The sequence below is a fragment of the Candidatus Angelobacter sp. genome, from assembly GCA_035607015.1.
GTDB lineage: Bacteria > Verrucomicrobiota > Verrucomicrobiia > Limisphaerales > AV2 > AV2.
The window spans coordinates 1-20,343 of record DATNDF010000108.1; the positions used below are offsets into that span (position 1 = coordinate 1).

General features: G+C 58.8%; 16 protein-coding genes. 7 read left to right on the plus strand and 9 right to left on the minus strand.

What is annotated here, in order from left to right; genetic code table 11:
* A partial coding sequence (locus tag VN887_04415; GenBank protein ID HXT39250.1) for a helix-turn-helix transcriptional regulator occupies nt 1–150 on the minus strand: 150 nt, incomplete at its 3' end.
* Nucleotides 151–587: 437 nt separating this feature from the next.
* Between VN887_04415 and VN887_04420 the strand changes: the two genes are divergently transcribed.
* Together VN887_04420 and VN887_04425 are read left to right on the plus strand one after the other, a co-directional pair.
* The gene (locus tag VN887_04420; GenBank protein ID HXT39251.1) at nt 588–1,451 is read left to right on the plus strand and encodes an AAA family ATPase; all 864 of its coding nucleotides are present in this window, start codon (nt 588–590) and stop codon (nt 1,449–1,451) included.
* Nucleotides 1,448–1,651 (plus strand): hypothetical protein, encoded by a 204-nt coding sequence (locus VN887_04425; GenBank protein ID HXT39252.1) that lies wholly within the window; start codon nt 1,448–1,450, stop codon nt 1,649–1,651. The genes VN887_04420 and VN887_04425 overlap by 4 nt, the downstream gene beginning before the upstream one ends.
* Nucleotides 1,652–1,797: 146 nt before the next feature.
* On the opposite strand, the gene VN887_04430 is transcribed toward VN887_04425, so the two are convergent.
* Nucleotides 1,798–3,027: a HipA domain-containing protein gene (locus VN887_04430; GenBank protein HXT39253.1), complete on the minus strand. Its 1,230-nt coding sequence runs from the start codon at nt 3,025–3,027 to the stop codon at nt 1,798–1,800.
* Nucleotides 3,024–3,338, minus strand: a complete 315-nt coding sequence (locus tag VN887_04435; protein ID HXT39254.1) for a helix-turn-helix transcriptional regulator — start codon at nt 3,336–3,338, stop codon at nt 3,024–3,026. The genes VN887_04430 and VN887_04435 overlap by 4 nt, the downstream gene beginning before the upstream one ends.
* A gap of 736 nt (nt 3,339–4,074) precedes the next feature.
* Between VN887_04435 and VN887_04440 the strand changes: the two genes are divergently transcribed.
* From VN887_04440 to VN887_04450, 3 genes are all read left to right on the plus strand, one after another.
* The gene (locus tag VN887_04440; GenBank protein HXT39255.1) at nt 4,075–5,409 is read left to right on the plus strand and encodes a homoserine dehydrogenase; all 1,335 of its coding nucleotides are present in this window, start codon (nt 4,075–4,077) and stop codon (nt 5,407–5,409) included.
* A 12-nt stretch (nt 5,410–5,421) separates the two neighbouring features.
* Nucleotides 5,422–6,783 carry a threonine synthase gene (thrC, locus tag VN887_04445; GenBank protein ID HXT39256.1) on the plus strand — a complete coding sequence of 454 codons (1,362 nt, stop codon included), beginning with the start codon at nt 5,422–5,424 and terminating at the stop codon, nt 6,781–6,783.
* A 68-nt stretch (nt 6,784–6,851) separates the two neighbouring features.
* Complete coding sequence (locus tag VN887_04450; GenBank protein ID HXT39257.1) at nt 6,852–8,072, plus strand: aspartate kinase; 1,221 nt, start codon at nt 6,852–6,854, stop codon at nt 8,070–8,072.
* 239 nt (nt 8,073–8,311) lie between these two features.
* On the opposite strand, the gene VN887_04455 is transcribed toward VN887_04450, so the two are convergent.
* A complete protein-coding gene (locus VN887_04455; GenBank protein ID HXT39258.1) occupies nt 8,312–9,613 on the minus strand; it encodes an SGNH/GDSL hydrolase family protein in 1,302 nt (433 codons plus the stop codon).
* A gap of 210 nt (nt 9,614–9,823) precedes the next feature.
* Here VN887_04455 and VN887_04460 point away from each other — a divergent pair, with 210 nt between their 5' ends.
* Nucleotides 9,824–10,696 carry a prepilin-type N-terminal cleavage/methylation domain-containing protein gene (locus VN887_04460; GenBank protein HXT39259.1) on the plus strand — a complete coding sequence of 291 codons (873 nt, stop codon included), beginning with the start codon at nt 9,824–9,826 and terminating at the stop codon, nt 10,694–10,696.
* A 16-nt stretch (nt 10,697–10,712) separates the two neighbouring features.
* Here VN887_04460 and VN887_04465 read toward each other — a convergent pair whose 3' ends face one another.
* The 4 genes from VN887_04465 to VN887_04480 form a co-directional block, all read right to left on the minus strand.
* Nucleotides 10,713–13,067: a CRTAC1 family protein gene (locus tag VN887_04465; GenBank protein ID HXT39260.1), complete on the minus strand. Its 2,355-nt coding sequence runs from the start codon at nt 13,065–13,067 to the stop codon at nt 10,713–10,715.
* A gap of 112 nt (nt 13,068–13,179) precedes the next feature.
* Nucleotides 13,180–13,584: a hypothetical protein gene (locus VN887_04470; GenBank protein ID HXT39261.1), complete on the minus strand. Its 405-nt coding sequence runs from the start codon at nt 13,582–13,584 to the stop codon at nt 13,180–13,182.
* Between the two features lie 87 nt (nt 13,585–13,671).
* A complete protein-coding gene (locus tag VN887_04475) occupies nt 13,672–15,849 on the minus strand; it encodes a helicase C-terminal domain-containing protein (protein ID HXT39262.1) in 2,178 nt (725 codons plus the stop codon).
* Between the two features lie 67 nt (nt 15,850–15,916).
* Nucleotides 15,917–16,603, minus strand: a complete 687-nt coding sequence (locus VN887_04480) for a DapH/DapD/GlmU-related protein (GenBank protein ID HXT39263.1) — start codon at nt 16,601–16,603, stop codon at nt 15,917–15,919.
* Between the two features lie 193 nt (nt 16,604–16,796).
* On the opposite strand from VN887_04480, the gene dtd reads away from it, so the two are divergent.
* Nucleotides 16,797–17,249 carry a D-aminoacyl-tRNA deacylase gene (gene dtd / locus VN887_04485; GenBank protein ID HXT39264.1) on the plus strand — a complete coding sequence of 151 codons (453 nt, stop codon included), beginning with the start codon at nt 16,797–16,799 and terminating at the stop codon, nt 17,247–17,249.
* Between the two features lie 23 nt (nt 17,250–17,272).
* Here dtd and VN887_04490 read toward each other — a convergent pair.
* On the minus strand, nt 17,273–20,343 hold a 3,071-nt coding region (locus VN887_04490; protein ID HXT39265.1), incomplete at its 5' end, for a hypothetical protein.

A 20,343-nucleotide genomic window follows, 5' to 3' on the forward strand; every position in this document is an offset into this window, starting at 1 on the left:
ATAAAGCATCCCGTCGGTCCACGCGATTTTGCCGTCAGACAGTTCCTTGACGCGCTGGATGATGGCGTAGCCGTAATTGTCGCCCTCCGACAGGATGGAGAGCACCAGAGGGACCGAAGAGGCGGCGACCAGTTCCTTCTCAAGCTTCATGACAGTCCATAATACATTGCAGTGCAATGTATGTCAACAGGTTTTTTCAGCGGGCCGTAGATTGTGGGTTCTCGTGAACCCGGCGATACCGGTGCAAATCCGGTCCAGTGCTTGCGGTGGTGGGGCAACTCTCAGCGCACCGGGCAATTCCACAATCGCTTTCTTGTCCGCTTTTCCGTTTGTGGCCGTGCGCAAGCACCCTGGAGCAAAACCACGCGAGGCAGCCAATTTCATTTGCGATTGACGATTTGCGACTGCCGATCGAGAACAGCCAAAACGCACCAACAAAGAACAAACACCGAGAACTGTAGCGGCGATCTATGATCGCCGAGAACAGCGGCAGTCACAGACAGCCGCTACAATTTTTATGTCAGACATCCTGAACAAGACGATTGTGCTGGTGCTGAACCGCAACTGGCAGGCCATCAGTCGCGGAGTTGAGCGGCAAGTCTGGGGCTTTGCTGGCGAGAGTGGTAACCGCCAACAACCCGATTCCTCGGCTCAAAGAGCATCCGGCACTCGAAGCTTGGATCAACGAGGGACGCCCACTACATGAAGGCAAAGATACGTGTCAGTTCTGCGGTCAGCCGCTAGGCAAAGATTTGATGACGCACATTGCCGGGCATTTCTCCGCCGACTACGAAAACTTGATGTCGGACTTGAGTGCGTTGATCAAAGCGATTCAAACTGCGCAACACGAAGAAATCGCAGTGGACCACAAAGGTGACTTCTACACTGAACTGTCAGAGCGATTCAGCGACGAGAAAACCAAACTAGGGAAGTTGCTCAAAGCGCGAAAATCCGGTTTGGAAAATCTTGCGACGGTTCTCGCCACAAAGCAAACCAAGGCGTTCACGAGTTTGGAATGTCCGAACGTTGACGATCCCGCAGAGCAAATTGTCGCCGTGGTTGAAGCCATAAATAAGATCATCACTGAGCATAACAACCGGACGGCAGAATTTGACCAGAAGCGCCGAACGGCGTTCACCACACTCGAAAAACACTACGCGGCAAAGTTTATCCTAGACGAAAAATACAACGAACGGCTCCAGCTGATTGAAGGCCTAAAAACCACTATTGGCAGCCAGACGAAGAAACTCGGAGAACTCAATGCCGAGATTCGCGCGCTCGAACAAGCGCTCTCGGAAGCGTTGAAGGGAGCGACGCGAATCAACGAACTGCTCACCGCATATTCCCGACACGAGCGAATGCAAAGCGGTTGTGCAAGCGTGTCTGAAAACCGTTCGAGAATGGGATGCGGACTACTTCAAGGATTTGGAGGCGGAGGTAATTTGAAATGACTCACACCAACTCAACCCAAATCCACGCGACCGGCGAGGCCACGGGTTTCATTCCTGCGCCGGGCGACAAGGGCAAGCCCATCACCGTCATCGGCACGAACTCGATTCGCGCCGTGTTCAATGCGACATGCCTTCAGCAGGTGCTCAACGCCCGCAGCACGCCTGACCGCGCGCGCTTCGCCGGGAGGGACGGCGCTTAGGAAGGCACGCTCGGAGTGTGCATGTCTGGTTTAAGACCGGAGTGATAGTCGCCCACCTTGTGCCTGGTTTCGGCGATCTAGTTCAAGCATGGCTTTAACTACGCCCCCAATCTAAACAAATGCCTTCGGCTTTCCAGCGAGCAAAGTCATTCGCCAAGCAAACGTCTGGTTTCATCCATCAGCGGATGCTCGAAGGCACTGGCGTAGGCGTCCAGCATGGCTGCTTTGAGGCGCAGTTGTCGTCCGGTCTTGCGCCAGCCAGAGACGGCGGTGAAAACTTCGCGGAGGATTCTTTTCGATTCAGCGGTCTTGAGACCAAAACGCGCAGCCGCTGCCAGCGCTCCAGTGATGGTGGGTTCCTGCTGATCCTCAGTGATCGGAGTTTTGCTCCCAGGAGCGCGGTCCATTTGCGGCACCGGGTTGAGATCGTAGGCCGGCGAGAGCGCCCACCGTCCAGGTTCGCGCATCAGGAAACCGTGGTTGCGGAGGTGGTCGTCGTAGTTGCTGGCAAGAAGCGACAAGACAAGGCGTCGCCACAATTCGCGGAGGTCGCCAGCGACATCGTTACCAAATTGACGGATGCCATCAGCCACGAGCGTGTACGCACCCATATCACCTTGAGCCAGGCCCAACAGACTCGATGCCGAGACAAAAGGAATTCGGTTTTTTCCCGTGCGATCAAAGCGGGTGATGACAGCGACACTTTGCCGGCCCACAGGCACGAGCTGATGTTCCGCGACCTGGATGCCCGCTTGTTCGGCGAGGGTGAGCGCAAGAATTTCGCCCGCAGCAACGTCCCGAGTGTCGTCGGGCTTGGGAAATTTCGCGATGGCCAGTCGGTCGTCAGCAAGGCTGACCGCTGCTTTTGGCCGAGCGCCGCCAATCGGTGAGCCGGCGCCAAGTAGAAACCGCAGATCCTGAGCGGATTCGGTTTCACTGTGAATTGCGTCGGTGGCGCGAAGAAGCGCGTTGAGACGCACCAGAGGCGGGAGCTTGCCGCTCGTAGTGGCGAGAAATGGAGCGGCGCCGTCGATCCGAAAGCGCAAGGCGCCAATGCGTGTCGTATCATCGAGCGCAAGCACATAGTCGATGTCGCGATACGGCTTTTGAACGAGGACCTTTTTGCGGACGGCGCGTTCAATCAAAATGCGACCCCAGCGGTCAGGTCCACAGTCCTGAATTGCCCCGAAGAGCGCGGCATCATGATGAGCCCCGCGTTGCAGTGGAAGCGATGTGGGGTCGATGGCGAAGGCGCCGTCACGCTTGAGCCATTCGGGCGCATACTCAAAGGAAACAGACGGGCCGCGTTCGGCCGGGTAGAGGCGACCCACCAGATGAGTCTGCTCCTGCCAATCGATATGGACCTCCAGGCTCATGGGCGGGAGCGGCGGATGCGCTGTGGCAGACGGCGCTCATCCAGGCTGAGAGCGAGTTCGTCCGTGCCCGGCGCGGCAAGATTTGCGAGGCGATCGTGCAACTTAAGGATGAACGCGGCTGTCGCCAGAGTGCCGAGCGAGACGGTCGGGTCACCACGCTCCAGCCGCCAAAGTGTATCGCGACTGACAAAAAGACGGGCCGCCATGTCGGTGGTAGCGATGCCGCGTTTGCGCCGGGCAAGCGCGAGGTCGTGGCCCAACTTGCGGAGCGCGTGAGCGGCCGGCAACGGGATGGAGTCCGTCTTTGACATGCCATATTGTCCTGTATGGCTAACACTAAGTCAAATAACGTCTTTTTTGTCTGACTCTATTGTCTTTAGGAAGAGGCAGCCAATCTCCCCGCCAAGAGCCTTGGAAAAAAACAAAACCCGTTTGTCGGTTGCAGGGGAGCGACGAGTTTCTATGTTGGCGATGATCTCGCGAGTCATGTAACACCCAAGCAATTGCATTTTTGCGGCGAGCATTTCCTGTGTCCAACCTGCTCGATGCCGAAATTTGACCACATTTGGGCCAACGACGTTTGCATTCCCGAGCATACCTTTCGACGCTGGCGAAACCCAAACGCCCGGCTATTTCCAAAAACCAAAAACGAAAATAGTGACCTTTACTATTTTCGCGGGTGAATATCCGGGTGATGGCGGTTTTTTGAGCCATGCTCCTTTGAAAATAGCGAATCACCTTGCGCGCACAACCGAATTGCGTGTGAGAAACTGACACCAGAGCGGTAACGAAAAGCAGGATTGAGTTCAGTGGATTTATGTTGAGTAGCGCTGAAAACCTCATTAAATCATCGTAGTTCGTTCGGAAATTCAGGGGTGATCAGTTTAAGCCCTAAGTCTGGAGCCAGTCTTACGAACGTTGCAACGGCCAATTCAGATACGATGATTCGATTCCCTTCACCCACTCCAGATCCCCTCTGGTGACATTACCCATCGGTCTAAAAATCCGTTGTCGTCAGGCACAAACCCCGGCAATCTCCCCGCTCTAATGCAGCAGATCAACCTGGGCATCGTTGGCGGCGGCACAGTGGGTGGCGGAGTCTTCCAGGCCATCCAAAGGAACGGCGCGCTTGTCTCTTCGCGGCTCGGAGTGAGGCTGCATGTCGCCAAAGTGGTCGTCCGCAACATCCAAAAGTGCCGGCCTGTCAAAATCCCGGCATCGCTGCTGACGACGGATTGGTGCGGCGTTGTCAACAACCCGGCCATTCATCTGGTCGTCGAGTTGATGGGCGGCACGACGACCGCGCGCGAAGTGGCGGTGAGCGCGCTGAAACAGGGCAAGCCGGTCGTCACGGCCAACAAGGCGCTGCTTTCGGCGCACGGCGAAGAACTGTTTGCAGTCGCGCAGCAAAACGGTGCGAACCTCTACTACGAAGCGAGCGTCGCCGGCGGCATCCCGATCATCAAGGTGTTGCGCGAAGGATTGATCGGCAATCGCATCACGCGCCTCTACGGGATCGTGAACGGGACCTGCAATTACATCCTCTCGCGAATGAAGGCCGAGGGCGCGGATTTCAACGAGGTGCTCGCTGACGCGCAGCGGCTGGGTTACGCCGAAACCGAGCCGTCGCTGGATGTCGATGGTCATGATGCCGCCCACAAAACCGGCATCCTCGCGTCACTTGCCCACGGTTTCTGGGTTAATCCGAAACAGGTTTTTGTGGAAGGCATCCGGCATATTTCAAAACTCGACATCCAGTTCGCCGGACAACTGGGCTACACCATCAAGCTGCTGGGCATCGTAAAGAAGACTGAAAACGCCGGGGGAACGAAGCGAAGGCCGAATGGCTGCGCGCCCGTCCAGGTTTCCGTTTATCCCACGCTTGTGCCGAACATCCACGTACTCGCGAGCGTCAATGATGTCTTCAACGCGATTTATGTCCGCGGCGATGTCGTTGGCGACACGCTTTACTACGGACGCGGTGCCGGGCAGGACGCCACGGCCAGCGCAGTGTTGAGTGATCTGGCCGATGCGGCGCTCGACCTCAAGTGCGGGACCAGGAACCGGATTCCGGCGTTCGTGCCGCATGAGCGCGAGGGCGCCGTGCTCCCCTTCGACGCGGCGGTCTGCCGCTGTTACGTGCGCTTGAGCGTGATTGACAGGCCGGGAACACTGGCCAGGATCGCCGCCATTTTTGGCCGGTCGAAGATCGGCATATCCTCCGTGATACAACCGGAGGGTCACGAGGGCGAAAGTGTCCCCCTGATATTGATGATCCACGACGCAACCAATGCCGCCATCGCCAGGGCGCTCGCCAGCGTCCGCGCGCTGCCCGTCGTCAAGGCTCCTCCGGTCATGATCCGTGTCGAAAATTTTGAGTAGCGCCGGTCTGCCATGGCCCCGATTCTCTTCTTCAGCACCAACGGCAAATCCGCCCCGGTCGGTTTGCGCGAGGCCCTGTTGACCGGACAGGCGCCGGATCGCGGATTGTATCTGCCGCGAGCATTTCCCCGTTTCACAGATGCCGAAGTCGCCGCGTTCGCGAACCTCTCTTATCACGAGATCGCCTTTCGCGTATTGTCATGTTACAGCGCCGATGCGCTAGGAGCGGACCACCTGGCCGCAATGTGTCGTGACGCCTACGATTTCGACGTGCCGCTCGAAAAAGTTTATGACCGCGTCCACGTCATGCGGCTCGATCGCGGGCCGACCGCGTCGTTCAAGGATTTCGCGGCACAGATGATGGCGCGCATGTTCGGGCATTTTCTTCGCGAGACGGGAAGGCACGTCACGATTCTCACCGCCACCAGTGGCGACACCGGCTCGGCCGTCGCCCATGCGTTTCACAACGTGCCCGGCGTTCAAGTCATCGTGTTGTTCCCGTTTGACGAAGTCAGTGTCAGCCAGCGCAAGTTGATGACGACACTGGCCGAAAATGTCCGCACCATCGCGATCGACGGCAAATTCGATGATTGTCAGGCGATGGTCAAACGGGCCTTTGCCGATCCGGCTCTCAAACACATTCCGCTGTCGTCCGCCAACTCGATCAACATCGGCCGGCTGCTGCCGCAGAGCGTTTATTATTTTTACGCCGCGTCCCGAATCGCCCGGCCCGGCGAGCCGATCGTGTTCTCGGTGCCCAGCGGCAACTTCGGTGACATGATGGGGGCGGTCGTGGCCGGCCAAATGGGTTTGCCGGTCAGAAAACTTATCGTGCCGGTGAACAGCAACGACGCCTTCCCGCGTTTTCTTGAAACCGGCGTGTACCAAAAGATCGAGCCGTCGCGCAACTCGGTGTCGAACGCAATGAACGTGGGCCATCCGAGCAATCTCGCGCGACTCGTCAGTATTTATGGCGGCCGCATGGACGAGACCGGCGTGATTCATCAGATGCCCGACCTCGCCGCAATGCGGCGTGATTTGTTCTCCAGTTCCATTTCCGATGAACGCACGCGCTCGACGATTCAGGAAGTCTGGACGAAATATCAGTTGCTCCTCGAACCGCATGGGGCAGTCGCGTGGCGTGGATTTCTCGATTGGCTCGCGACCGAGCCGCCGGGCAACGCCCCCGCGGTGGTGCTAGAAACCGCGAACCCGGCGAAATTCCCAGAAGAAGTTGAACGGACGATCGGCTTCTCACCGGATGTCCCGCCCGCCATGATCGCCACCAACAAAATGCCGGAGGACTTCGATCGTATGGGCGCAAACTACGAGGAATTCCGCGCCTATCTCATCGAAAAACAAGCTGCCACTTGATTGCCGGGGCATTTCTGGCATTCTCACCGTCCGCCGCGCGTCCGGCGGAATGATTTCCGGAATAAAACATGGCTTTGATCGTTCAAAAATACGGCGGAACCTCGGTCGGAAACACCGACCGGATCAAAAACGTGGCCTCGCGTGTGGCCCGATATCGCGCCAAGGGTGACCAGATTGTCGTGGTCGTCTCCGCGATGAGCGGCGTGACCGACAATCTCATCAAGCTGGCCAAGGAAATCATGCCGCTGCCGATCGAGCGGGAGATGGACGTGCTGCTCGCCACCGGCGAACAAACGACCATCGCGCTCACCGCCATGGCGCTCCACGCGCTCAATGTCAACGCCGTTTCGCTTACCGGTGCCCAGGCGGGCATTCTGACCGACGGAGTCCACACGAAGGCCAAAATCCAGGACATCACGCCGAAGAGAATTCATCAGCACCTTGACGCCGGCAACGTGGTTATCGTTGCCGGCTTTCAGGGACAGACCGAGGAAGGCCAGATCACCACGCTCGGCCGCGGCGGCTCGGACCTGACCGCGATCGCGCTGGCCGCGGCGTTGAAGGCCGACCTTTGCCAGATTTACACGGACGTGGACGGTGTCTATACCGCCGATCCACGCATCGTGCCCGGCGCGCGCAAGCTCGACGAGATTTCCTATGATGAAATGCTCGAACTCGCCAGTCTCGGCGCGAAAGTGATGCAGTCGCGCTCGGTCGAGTTCGCCAAGAAATTCGAAGTGATTTTTGAGGTCCGCTCCAGCCTGAATGACAACCCCGGAACGATTGTGAAAGAAGAAACCCGAAACATGGAGGACGTCGTCATACGCGGCGTGTCGCTCGACAAAAACCAGGCGAAGGTCACGCTCGTGGCTGTGCCCGACAAGCCCGGCGTCGCCGCCACGATTTTCAAGACGCTCGGTGATGCCGCGATCAACGTGGATATGATCGTGCAGAACATCAGCCACGGCAGTGGCGCGCCCGCGACCGACCTTTCGTTCACGGTGGACAAGGCCGACCTGCTCAAGGCGCAGAAGGTCATCGGCGGGTTGAAGAAAGACATACGCTTCGGCGAAGTCATCGCCACAGACAAAATCGGAAAGCTGTCGATCGTGGGCGTGGGAATGAAGAGCCACTCGGGTGTGGCTGGCAAAATGTTCGACACACTCGCCCGGGAAGGCGTGAACATCGAAATGATTTCCACGAGCGAAATCAAAATCTCCGTGGTGATCGACCTGGCCAAGGGCGAACACGCCATGAAAGCCGTTCACGCGGCGTTTTTGGGGCCATAGCCGCATCCTTTCTTGGCGGCAGGTTTGGCAAAGGCGGGGTCGAAACGATTTCTCACCATAAGACTGCTGGAATTGACCCGTGTGCTGAGTCATGGAAGGTCGCGCCGCACCGTCCACGATTCCTGGGAGGGAGAACGGTCGTGGTGTTTGAAAGGATGATTGACGAGCTGGCGCCCAAATCGCCCGGCGATCGTTGAGGATTCGCAATCGATACCTGACCGGCGCAAGAATCCCTGCAGTTACTCCGCGGTGATCTTGATCGTGTGCGTCACGGGCGTGAACGATTCGTGAATAGTGCGGGCGAGCGGTGCGCGGACTTCTTCGGTCAACGCCACCGTCTTTTCTATGTCGGCCCCGCCTTCCGGCCCGTGAAAAAGGTCCTTGATCTGGCGTGTTTCGTAGGCCTGTTTGGCAGCGACCGCGTTGTCCACCCTGTCGAACGCCTCCGAGAATGGATTCGTCGCAAAATCGTCAGCGAGATTCACGCCCTTGCCCAACTGTTCTGCCGAGTACGTTTTTGTTTCAGCGCCCCACGTCACTTTGTAGTTTTTCACGGTGGCGTTTTTCACGACCAGCATGAGCCGGTTGAGTTCCGGATTGAAGGGCACGAGCGTCATCCCTGAGCGAATGCTTCCATCATTGTCCAATGCACCGGTCGCGCAGAACGGGTAGCGATGGCTCTTGATTTGCAGTTCGCCGTCCTTGAACGAAACGAGTTCATGGCCTTTGGAAACAACCGCCTTGTTGCGCGCGAGGTCCACGGTGAACGTGCCGATCTCGCCGTCAACTCCCACTCCTTTCAGGAACGCATACGCCATCACGAGCTGCCCCGCCCAGCCGGGATGCACGCCGTCCTTGCCGGCAATCGCGTAGTCCGCGCCGTATTTTTTCCGTGCTTCAAAGCCCGCCGTCAACATCGGCCAGAACACGTCCGCGAATCCGGTCTTTTCCTCCCCGGCAATCTCGATGTCGATGTTGCGCAGGTTGCACAGGCTCAGGTTCAGGTCTTCCACCGTGCCGCTGGCGTTTTTGACCCACCCGGGCATTTTGCCCACGCATCCGGGCGAGCCCTGGACGACCCGGACGCCGTGGGCCTTGAACGATTCGATGATCGCCGTTGATTTCTCGCGATACGTCTGGCCGATGCGATCCTCGTAAGGACGATACTCGTGGTCGTTCATTCCGTAGCAGGTCGTGGCGATGGTCGGTTTGAACCGCAGACAGTCGTTCGTCATGCGGGCGAGGAATCCCGGGGCGCGCTCCCCGCTCCAGCCGTACTGCCGCACCGTGATCTCCAGCTCCGGCACGCAAACCGTCAGGTAGGTCTCCATGATGCGCGAATACATCTTCTGTTCCGTGATCGAATCACCGCAGATGGCCAGACGGTCGCCTTTCTTCAGCAGCAAACCGCCCGGACGCGGCGCCCTGACCGGACTGAATTTCGCAAAAGACAGGTCGTCGGGTTTTGGCTCCAGCTGCGTGGCGGCGAAGGCAGAAACCGCAATTGGAACCAGCAAAAAGAAAAAAGGGAATCGCTTCATAGATCTGATGGCGAGAGTCTTCGGCTTTCAGCGTTGACCGTCAAGAACGGAGGTCGCGTCCGGATGTCGCGGGCCGGCTGCCTCCAGCGGTCGCCGGGAGGTCAAATGAAGGTCCCGTCACTGAGGGGTGGGCATCGAAACGCACAGTTGCAATCCGGCGACGAATTACTATTCTACCTCGCCAGAAGCCCGAACTGCCCAAGCAAAACTATGAAACACTTTGCCACAACCCGTGTTGAGCGACCCTCCGCGAACAGAGGTTTTACGCTCATCGAACTTCTCGTCGTGATCGCCATCATCGCCATCCTGGCGGCGTTGCTGCTGCCAGCCCTGGCCAAGGCCAAGACCAAGGCACAAGGCATCATGTGCCTGAGCAATAACAAGCAACTGCTACTCGCGTGGCATTTGTATGCCGGCGACTACAATGATGCCTGCGCAAATAATTTCACGATTCCGGACACCGAATCGGCTATCACGACCAAGAAGTTTAACAACTGGGTGAATAACGTGATGACGTGGTCCACTGCTGGCATTGATGCGCAAAGCACGACGAATGTTGAATGGGTTAAGAATGGCATACTCTCCCGTTACACGGCGGCGGCGCTGGGTGTTTACAAGTGCCCGGCGGATGTTTACGTGAGTCCCGCCCAACGCAAGGCGGGCTTCCCCAGCCGTCTGCGAAGCAACTCCATGAACGCGCTTTTTGGACGCTCGGATAATCTCCCGACGTCTGCGAGTGGTCGGGCTTGGTTTGACTCCAATTATCGTCAGTTTCTGCTCACGTCCCAAGTTCCGCAACCGTCATTCACATGGCTCACGGTTGATGAACACCCGGATTCGATCAATGATGCGTTTTTTATTGTGGGAATTAATAATACGATGTGGGGCGATCTTCCCGCTTCTTATCATAACGCGGCATGTGGGTTCTCTTTTGCGGATGGACATGCCGAGATACATAAATGGTTGAGTGGTACGTCCGTGTATCCTGTGAAGTACAGTTTTTCGGTAAGGCCGTTCGATGCCGCCGGAAGGGTGGATTTCCAGTGGTACAAGGACCGGACTGGATACACTCTGTTTCGTTGATCGGGCGCGCCGCCGTTCATTGTGGGTTTGAAGTTTCCGCGGGCACCCGAATGAGGTGGTAGCGATTCAACGTCGGTTCGCGAAGCGTGACAACCCGGCCATTCGGCCACCGCACTTCGACCCTATTCACCCTTTCGGCCTTTCCCAGACCGAAGTGCACTGCATTGGCATGTTGTGAACGGTGGGAATCGCCGGTCACAATTTCCCGGACTGCGCTCCGCCCGTCATAGCGCAGCGTCACGCGGGCGCCGACCGGTGATGGTTTTCCGCTTTCTTCCCGAAAACGGAAGCCGATCCAGTTGCCACGGTCATCAAGCGTGTTCTGGTAGATTCGCAACGTCTGCCTTGCTTCCGGCCAGGCCTCGAACGTGGTGACAAGCAGGTCCACGCGGCCGTCGCCATCGAGATCGTCAGCGACGACGTTGCGCGAGGGTTCTTCCATCGCGACCCCCGTCAGGTGCCCGATCTCTACAAAAGACGCGCCGCGCTCATTCCAATAGAGCCGGTTTTTTTCGTATCCGCCGTAAGATTGTCCTTGCCCGCGGGTGTTCCCGATTTGCTTTCCGAAGTACGCGTACTTAACGACGCTTTCCCGTGAATCGCCGACGTAAATGTCGTGCGTCCAGAACTCCGGGTCATAATCTCGCACTGACTTCCCGCTCTCGTGTCCATTTGCAATGTACACATCCGCATAACCGTCATCATCGAAATCAAATGCGCCGCATCCCCAGGACCAGCCGGAGCGCGCGATCGAGTCATTGAATGGCGCCGGGTCATATCCGCCGTTCGGTCGCGCCAGGTAAAGGCGGTTGCCGTACGTCATTCGCGCACGCTCCTCGTCGTCCTTTTCAAAACCCGGGCGGCTCAACCCAAGGTGTACCAGCCGGTCTGCAGCGGGTGAATTCATTCCGATCATCAACAGATCGAGGCGGCCGTCGCCGTTGAAATCCGCCAGCGCATGCGCCATCCCGAACGCATGTGGCTCGGCAACCCACTCGCCCGACACGTCGCTGAAGCGCCCCTGACCGTCATTCCGATACAGGTCAACACCCGCAAAATCACTCACCACCACCAGGTCCAGCTTGCCGTCCCCATCCAGGTCCGCAAACGATCCGCTGTACACCCGCCGCCATCGCTTCTTCTCCAATCCCGCCTCCGCCGTCCCGTCCGTGAAATTTCCCCGCCCGTCGTTCAACAACAAATACCCAGGATACCCGTCGTTCGCGTTATGATAAGGCGTTGGCATTTGACCGTCCCGGTACGGCACTTTGTACTGGCCGAGCCACACGTCCAGGTCGCCGTCGCCATCAATGTCCCCGCAGGTCAACACCTGGGCGTACTTGAGATGAGGATTCGCCACCCACACCAGCCTGCCCGGTTCATCGAAGGTTCCCGTCGCCGATCCCTTGAACAGGTAAAGACCCTTGAAGCCCGCGCACAAAAAGTCCGCCGCCCCGTCCCCGTCAAAATCCCCGATCACCGCGCTTGTAATCAGCTCCGGCGGGTATTTGCACAACGGCTCCGCCTCATACCGCCCCCCCTCCCGCCGGTGATACACCCGGTTCTTCGCCGCCAGTATGATCTCCGACAATCCGTCCCCATCCAGATCATAGAGAATCAACGGGTCAATGAAGTAGGATTTTTCCGGCGGTGCGATTTGTTCATTCAGGATCAGCCGGAACGGCGGCTCCCCGCGCCGCGTCTTGAGCACCAGCCCGCTGGCGTCGATCCGCTTCACGGCCGGCGATTGTTCTCCAACCCGTTTTACAGCCCAGTCCACAAACAAATCACCTTCGATCGTGGCGCGTTCGACGTTGGCCGTGTTCAGGAGATCGGCCCGGAAATAAAACCGGCTCCGCCCCGGTCCGCCCGCCGCATCCGCGTCGAATTGATTCTGTCGAAACTCCGTCTGCACCAGCTGCCAGCCCGCCCGCTCATGCCCCTCCACCCAATCGCGCCACGCCCCGGCCGACTGCGCCGGTGCGGGACCCGCCGACTCGCGCACTTCAATCCCGTGCGGCAGGCTTTTGAGCCGGCTCCAGTCCCCGGGAATAATCTCGTCCACGGGAAAGGCCGCGATCAGCTCGAGTTTGTTGGTGGCGGCGTTGAGCGCGTCCCAGAGCGATTCAAAGGTCCGCCCGCACTCCTCCGCCTCCCTCTCCTTCGCCCACACCGTCTGGTCAACCCGCTTTTCTTTCGCTTCAAACTGTGCGAATCGAGTTGCGAATTTCTGGTGAGTCTTCTCACTGATGGTGGGAGAAAAATCGAAGGTCGAGGATTCACGCGTTGTCCGAACTACAAACAGCGCCGCGACAATCGACAAAGCGACAATCAGAAGGCCGGGACAGGTTTTTTTGGAGAAAGCACTCACACCTGAAAGAATGCTGATCCGGGCGGATTGTTGCCCCCGGCAAACCAGGCTCTGGCTGCAGGTCGAATCACTACCTGAACGACATCACTGCCAAGTCACGAAGCGAATCCAATCACGGTTTCACCGTAATCATCGCCCAGTTCAGATGGTGACGGCTGGCGTACGCGCCGAAGACCTTTTCATGTTGCATCAGCACGGCCCGCACCACGGCCGATTCGTCGGCATGGCCGAAATCGGGAACGAAATCGGGAATCAGGTCTTTCTGGCGGTGCGCGTAAATGAGCGCAAACACGGCGCCGGCCACCGCCACAAACGGCAGATCGTCTTCCGCCCCTTCGGCAAAATCCTCCACCACGTCCGCGAGGAACTCCAACTGTTCGACCAGGTGCGGATATTTGGGCGCGTTGATCTGTGTGAACTCCATTTTGAGAAACGGAAGCTTTTTGTGAACGCCCCGCAGTATTTTCGGCGTGATCTGCTCCGCGCCGTGATGAACGAACTCTAAAATCTCGGACATGCGGAGACTCTGACTGAACGGGAGGCACAAGACAAGTCACAACCGTGCAGCGATGATTACAATTTGGAAAGGCCGCCGATCCGGCGATCAAACGATTTCCACGGGGCACCGCGGCAGCGCGTGCAGAAACGCCTGGCCGTAGCGTTTGGTCAGCACGCGATTGTCGAGCACCGCGACGATGCCCTTGTCGGTTTTCGTCCGGATCAGGCGCCCAACGCCCTGGCGGAACTTGAGAACCGCCTCGGGCAGCGAGAATTCACTGAACGAATTGCCACCGCGCGCTTCGATGGCCTCGATGCGCGCCTCGATCAGCGGATGGTCGGGCACTGCGAACGGCAGGCGTGTGATGATGACGTTGCTGAGCGCCTCACCTGGCACATCCACGCCCTGCCAGAAGCTGTCGGTGCCGAACAGCACGGAGTCCACGTCCGCCTTGAACTTCTCCAGCATGGTCGAGCGAGGGGTGCCGGTCCCTTGCACAAAGCATTCGACAGCGAGTTCGTCGAAGAACGGCTGCATTCGTTCGCCGATGTCCTGCATGAGTCTGAAGTTCGTGAACAGCACGAACGCCTTGCCGTGGGTCAGCTTCACGAAGTGCTCGATCCAGTGAACGAGCGCCTCGGCGTAGCCGGGTTCGCGCGGGTCGGGCATTTTGTTCGCGACAAACAGTTTCATCTGGCGCGCGTAATCAAACGGCGAGCCGACCTGCAATTGGACGGCACCCTCGGCCCCGATGCGCCGGGTGAAGTAACGTAAAGAGTGTCGCGCGTCGCCGGGGAGCGGGGCCGGCATTGCCCGCGCGCCGGATTCCTGTGAAACCCCGATTTCCGCCGGAGAAAAACCGGAAGTCTGTCCCGCGGTAGCGAGCGTCGCGCTGGTCATGATGATCGACGTGTCGCCTTCGAACAGCCGGCCGCGCAGGTAATCCGCCACGTCGATGGGCGCGGCATTCAAGGTCAGATTCTTCTGCGCCTTGCCCGCGCGCTCCACCCAGTAGACATGATCCTCCGCGCTCTGGCTGAGAAACACGGCCACCGCCTCGCGCAACTCGGCCAGGCGCCGGTTGCCTTCCAGCAACTCCTGTCCGATGTCCCGGTCCTCGCTTGATTTGATCAATTCGCTGATCGATTCGCGCACTCGCTGGATGGGCAGGGTGAGGTTGTCGCCCACGAGGTCCGGCCGGCGGATGCGCAATTCTGTCCAGCTTCGCGCGGACGAACGTCTGCCTCGTGACCGGGGCGATTCCCGAGCGCCTTCGCCTTCCTCCGCGCTCTGGCTTTGATGCGCTTCCTCACAAACCGATTCCACTCCGGTGAAGAATTTTTCCGCCTCCTCGAGCAGTTCCCCGACCTCCTTCACCGCCCTGCCCTGGCGCAGCGTGGCGAGCAGTCCCTTTTCCGTGCGCGGGTTCCACAGGCGGTTCAACGCGTACCGCACCTGCCCGCTGGAAACGCGCACACCGATGTGCCTGGAAGCCACCTGTTCCATCTGGTGCGCCTCGTCGAAGATGACGAAATCGTTCTTGAACAGGATGCCGCCCTCGATTTCCTCGTCGATCCCGCCCAGCAGCGTGAAAAACAGCGTGTGGTTGAGCACCAGCACATCGGCGGAAAGAATGCGCTGGCGCGCGCGTTGAAAAAAGCAGGGACCATGCTGCTTGCCGAATTCGGACTGGTGCCCGCAAAGCTTCGGCGAACACAAGCCGCGCTCCGAGCAAACCTGCTGCCAGACTTTCGGGTCCGGTTCCAGGTCGAAATCCGACAAACTCCCGTCCTGGGTTCGTTTCGACCACTCGTGGATGCGCTGGAGTTCCTGGGTCTCGGGGGACGTAAACAGGCTGCCGGCCTGCTGCATCGCCTTATGGAGACGGCGCAGGCACAGATAATTCGCCCGGCCCTTCAGCATGGTGAAGTTGAACTTCACGGGCAGAATCTTCGCCAGCATTGGCAGATCTTTTTCCGTGAGTTGCTCCTGCAAATTGATGGTGTGCGTCGAGACGACCGCCTTCTTGTTATTCGACACCGCGAACAGGATGGATGGGACCAGATAGGCGAGGCTTTTGCCCACGCCCGTGCCGGCCTCGACCGCGAGGTGCCCGGTATTCTCCAGGGCCTTCGCGACCGCCACGGCCATCTCCTGTTGCTGCGGGCGGTACTCGAAGTTCTTCGCGTGCGACAACAACCCTCTTTGCGAAAAGATTTCCTCGACCTGCTTGACGAGGCCAACGCCAGAGCCGGCGGGCTGGTTTTCGATGGCGGAAATCATTTCAAATCGATTCGACTGTGAACGCGAAACGGTTCCGGGAAAAACACGTTCGATTCCCCGTGGCCGATCAAGTTTCGGTCGGCCTGCGTACCACCACTTCAACCGCCGCCTTGTTCTTCGCAATCATGTTCGCGGGCAGGATGCCGCGCCAGTTGAGGTTCGGGTAAATGACCGCACCGCGGCCGATGATGCTGCCGGGGTTGAGCACCGCGTTGCAGCCAATTTCCACGCCGTCACCCAGCAGCGCGCCAAATTTACGCAAGCCGGTGTCGAAGGGAACGCCATCGATTTCCACTGTCACATCCTCGTGGTCGAGCTTGACGTTTGACACTTTCACGCCGGCGCCGAGGTGCGCCTTGTGACCGAGAATCGAGTCTCCGACATAATTAAAATGCGCCGCGACGGCGTAGTTGAACAAGAACGCGTTCTTGAGTTCGGTCGAATTGCCCACCACGCAATTGTCACCGACGATCACATCCTCGCGGAGATAGGCGTTATGGCGAATCTGGCAGTTGCGTCCGATGATGGCCGGGCCTTTGATCATCACACCATCCTCGACGACCGTGCCTTCGCCGACAAAAACCTGCTCGCCAATCCAGGCCGTGCCCACACAGTGATTCTTTAGTGCCGGCCGCAGCTCTGCCTTGAGATAATCCCTGATCTTCCCGAGGGCTTCCCAGGCATATTCGCAGCCATCGAACAAAGCAGCGTGTTCCGTCTGGCTGAGGTCAAACAGGTCGGTCGGCTTGAACATGACGCGAAGGTAGAAGAAAGATGCGCGCCGGGAAATGACTTTTTAGCCAATCAACGAGCCAGCGGAAAAAACGAAACCTGTTTCACGCGGCCGATCTGATTTCGAACGGGCCGGAGGGCCTCAAACCAGGTTCCGCCGCATTTTCCATTTGCCTGCGGGCTTGTCCATGGCCACGTTTGCGGACGAATCATCCATGCGCGCCGTCATTCAACGCGTTTCCGAGGCCTCGGTCACGATCGATGGGCGGCTTCGTGGCGCGATTCAAAATGGCCTTGTCGTGTTCCTCGCCGTCGAAGAAGTGGATTCCGCGACGGACGTCGAATGGTTGAGCGGCAAGATCGCGCGGCTGCGCATCTTCCACGACGACCAGGGCCTGATGAACCGGTCGGTGCAGGAAGCCGGCGCCGATATTCTGGTCATCAGCCAGTTCACACTGTTCGCGAGCACGAAGAAGGGGAATCGTCCTTCGTTCATCCGCGCGGCCCGGCCGGAAACGGCCATTCCGATCTACGAGGCGTTCCTTCGCCGGCTCGCGGAGGACATCGGCAAACCGATCGAAACCGGCGAGTTCGGCGCTGACATGCGGGTGGCTCTGGTGAACGACGGCCCGGTGACCCTCATCATTGATTCGAAAAACCGGGAATGAGCGCGATGCCCGCCCGCTGACGCTCAAGGTCGCACTTCAAAGCGGTAGAAGGAATTGGCGTTGCCGGAAGCCCCGAGAGTCAGCGAGGTCGTTGTGCCCGTCGCGGGCACCCAGTCTGTCGCGGGCGTCCAGTTGACAAGGTCGGTCGTGACCAGCACCCGATACGCGCGGCCCGGAACAGACGGCCAGGTGAAACGCAGGCTTCCATCCCCCTGAGGTGCCGGGGCGGGGACGGCGAAAACCGAGTTCGTGCTCGTGGGATCGGTGCCGGCGATAAACTCGGCGAAATCGGTGGCCCCGTCGCCGTCAGTATCCGTCAGTTGCGTGCGGTTGGTCGAGGCGGAGCTGAAGTAATTCCGTTCCCAACTGTCCGAAATGCCGTTCGTGTTCGCATCGAGAAAGGTGTAATTGCCGGCGAAATTCACCGTGCCGCCGGCAGTCAGCGTGTTCGTCAAGTCGGCCGGAGTTTGATAGTACGGGACGTCGCCGAACCGCAGGACGTATTGGGCGGCGGGCAGATTGCTGATGGTGACGGAAGGCGCAACGCCGGATTGGACGGGGACGAGGCCGAAGGGGGAGAGCGAGAACAATGAGTATGTTCCCTGTTCGATATTCTTTGAGATGTTGACGTTTCCTCTCGCCCCAACGCCGGTGATGCTGACGTCGTCAAACGTCCAGCCGTAGATCGTGTCGCCGAAGGCGAAACCTTGATAATAGAAGACGACCTGAATGGTCTGGCCGACCCACGGCGTCAAGTCCACGGTTTCCTGCTTCCAGGTGTCCGCCACGTCGCCTGCGAAGTCCACTCCCAGCGGCAGATTGAGGCTGGGCGGTGTGCTGCTATTGGTGCTGATCAATACGCCGCCGTCTTCTTCATACGCGCCAAAGGTAGGGTCAACCCGGCTGAAATCGTGAACGTCCCAAAAAGTGAGCGTCGCCGACACAAGGCCGGAAAGATCGATAACCGGACTATACAAAAAGCTGCTCGCAAGGAAAAAATTCTGGTCGCCATTGAGGTCGCTGCCCCATGCGTTTGTGCCGGAATGGGCGCTGGCTGCCAGTCCGTTGTTGGGCGTGCCGAGCGTCCAGTTGATGTCGGAGCCGTTGACCGGATCGGGAACCACCTTCCAACCCGGTGCGCCGCTTTCCAGATCATCGAACCACGGCGGTGACGGCGCCTTCAGCGTCTGGAAGGTGTAAAGATTTCCATTGTTGTCGTCCAACGTAGTGTTGCCGGCCTGGTCGCGGCTGACGACCTGATAGCGATAAGTCCGATTCGCGAGAAGCCCGCCGATCGTAACAGAATGGTTGGTGACCAGGGCGCTCACAAAGGCAACGTTGGCCGGGGGCTGCGACAGGTCGCCGTATTGCACGGCCGAATCCGCCGGTTTGGAAGTCAGCCAGGTGACGTTCGCGTTGTAATAATCGGTGTTCGCCGCCACCTGCGAAATGACCGGTGGCCGTGTGTCAATGCCGGCCGTGGCGGTCACATTCCTGTTGTTCGATTCATCAAAATATGTTGCCGTGATCGTGTCGCCATCGGCCACCTGCAACTGGTTTGTGTCCGGGTTCCCGCCCACGAGGGTGAGAGTGCCCCTGAACAATCCCGGATGAGTCGTCTCCAGCAGCGCGACGGTCGTCCGGTTCGTCCGTGAACTGGTGACGAAACTGATCTGCGTCTGGCCGGTTCCGGCCAAATCCGAATCGCCAACCTCCACCAACAGCACGTCGTTGGTCGTGTAAAGGGTGTTGTCGAGGAATACCACGCCCTGTCCGTTGGCGCCGGGCGCAAGAAAACTGACGATGTCCCGCAACAATGTCACTGCGTTGTTGGGCGCCGCACCGTTCGTTGGGATGGTGTCGAACGGGAACGAGAGGAAGACGACGCGGCCGGGACTGTCCACGCCGATGTTCGGATAACTCATCCCGCACGGCTTGCCCGACGCGGATTCGAGCGTAATCGCTGTGGCGTCGGACGAAGGCGTGAATGTGTCGGAAAAATCAGGCCCCAACGAGAACTCATCGAAATCAAATGACGGATAACTGCTGTAATCCAGCGTCACACTCATGCCACTGGCGACAGACGCCGGCGCGCCTAGAACCGCCGGCACACCAAAATCCTCGTCGCAATCCGAACACTGCAAGGGCGGGTCCGGATTCTGTTTCAAGCCGGCCACTCGAAGTGCGTTTCGCCGGAATGGAGTGTCGCCCAATTGAGAGAGAATTCCCATCGATGCCATGAAGAACGAGCCGCCGCCATTGAGGTAGCTTTGAATCATGAATTGTTGCTGGGCGTTCAGCGTATTATTCGTGGCCGCAGGGTCGGGCAGGCCATCAGCGTCCACGCCATAGTTGATGATGTCATCGGTTGTCCGCCAAATGACCACCGGAAACGGCGTCAGGTCGGCGAGTTGCGGTCCTCCGCGCGCGGTCACTTTCCAGAACCCGTAACTGATACCCGCGGAGGTCAGGACATTGGTGTAAGCGCCGTCGGGAATTACCGTCGCGCCATTCGCTTCTTCTGCCGCGGTATCGTAGGCATCCACCAGAAGCACGGTCGGTGTCGCCACACCGACGAACGTGAAGAGCGCGCCGGAATTGTTGTCCGTCGCGACGTTTCCAGCAGCGTCGGCGGAAACGATGAGAAAGTAGTAGGTCTTGTCGGGGATGAGCTGGCTCAGTTTCACGACGTGACTGGTCACCAGAGCGGTGTTGGTGACGCCGAGGTTCAGATTGGAGCTGTTCGTTCCGTACCGGACGATGGAGGTGGCCGGCTCGCTCGTCTGCCAGGTGATGGTGAGTACGCCGACTTCAGTGGCGGCCGCCACACCGCTGATCATTGAAGGGACGATATCCGCCACCGCCGTCGCAACCCGCTTCGTTCCGGTCGAATCAAAATAATCCACCTCAATGGCGTCGCCGTTGGCAATCTGCACCTGCCCGGGGCCGGCAACGCCGGTCACGGTTGCCACCACGCCCGTAAACGCGCCGTAATTTCCCAATGCAGACAAGTCGCTGGTGATGGACTGGTGCGTTGCGAGGTTTGTCACCAGCACGCTCACGTTGCTGCTGGCGGCGCGAGCGGCGTCGAGCA

Bases quoted from the DNA above. Each gene is read 5' to 3' on its own strand.
- VN887_04475 (HXT39262.1), bottom strand. From the start codon at position 15,849: ATGATTTCCGCCATCGAAAACCAGCCCGCCGGCTCTGGCGTTGGCCTC.
- VN887_04440 (HXT39255.1), top strand. From the start codon at position 4,075: ATGCAGCAGATCAACCTGGGCATCGTTGGCGGCGGCACAGTGGGTGGC.
- VN887_04470 (HXT39261.1), bottom strand. From the start codon at position 13,584: ATGTCCGAGATTTTAGAGTTCGTTCATCACGGCGCGGAGCAGATCACG.
- VN887_04430 (HXT39253.1), bottom strand. From the start codon at position 3,027: ATGAGCCTGGAGGTCCATATCGATTGGCAGGAGCAGACTCATCTGGTG.
- VN887_04460 (HXT39259.1), top strand. From the start codon at position 9,824: ATGAAACACTTTGCCACAACCCGTGTTGAGCGACCCTCCGCGAACAGA.
- VN887_04455 (HXT39258.1), bottom strand. From the start codon at position 9,613: ATGAAGCGATTCCCTTTTTTCTTTTTGCTGGTTCCAATTGCGGTTTCT.
- VN887_04425 (HXT39252.1), top strand. From the start codon at position 1,448: ATGACTCACACCAACTCAACCCAAATCCACGCGACCGGCGAGGCCACG.
- VN887_04480 (HXT39263.1), bottom strand. From the start codon at position 16,603: ATGTTCAAGCCGACCGACCTGTTTGACCTCAGCCAGACGGAACACGCT.
- VN887_04450 (HXT39257.1), top strand. From the start codon at position 6,852: ATGGCTTTGATCGTTCAAAAATACGGCGGAACCTCGGTCGGAAACACC.
- dtd (HXT39264.1), top strand. From the start codon at position 16,797: ATGCGCGCCGTCATTCAACGCGTTTCCGAGGCCTCGGTCACGATCGAT.
- thrC (HXT39256.1), top strand. From the start codon at position 5,422: ATGGCCCCGATTCTCTTCTTCAGCACCAACGGCAAATCCGCCCCGGTC.
- VN887_04435 (HXT39254.1), bottom strand. From the start codon at position 3,338: ATGTCAAAGACGGACTCCATCCCGTTGCCGGCCGCTCACGCGCTCCGC.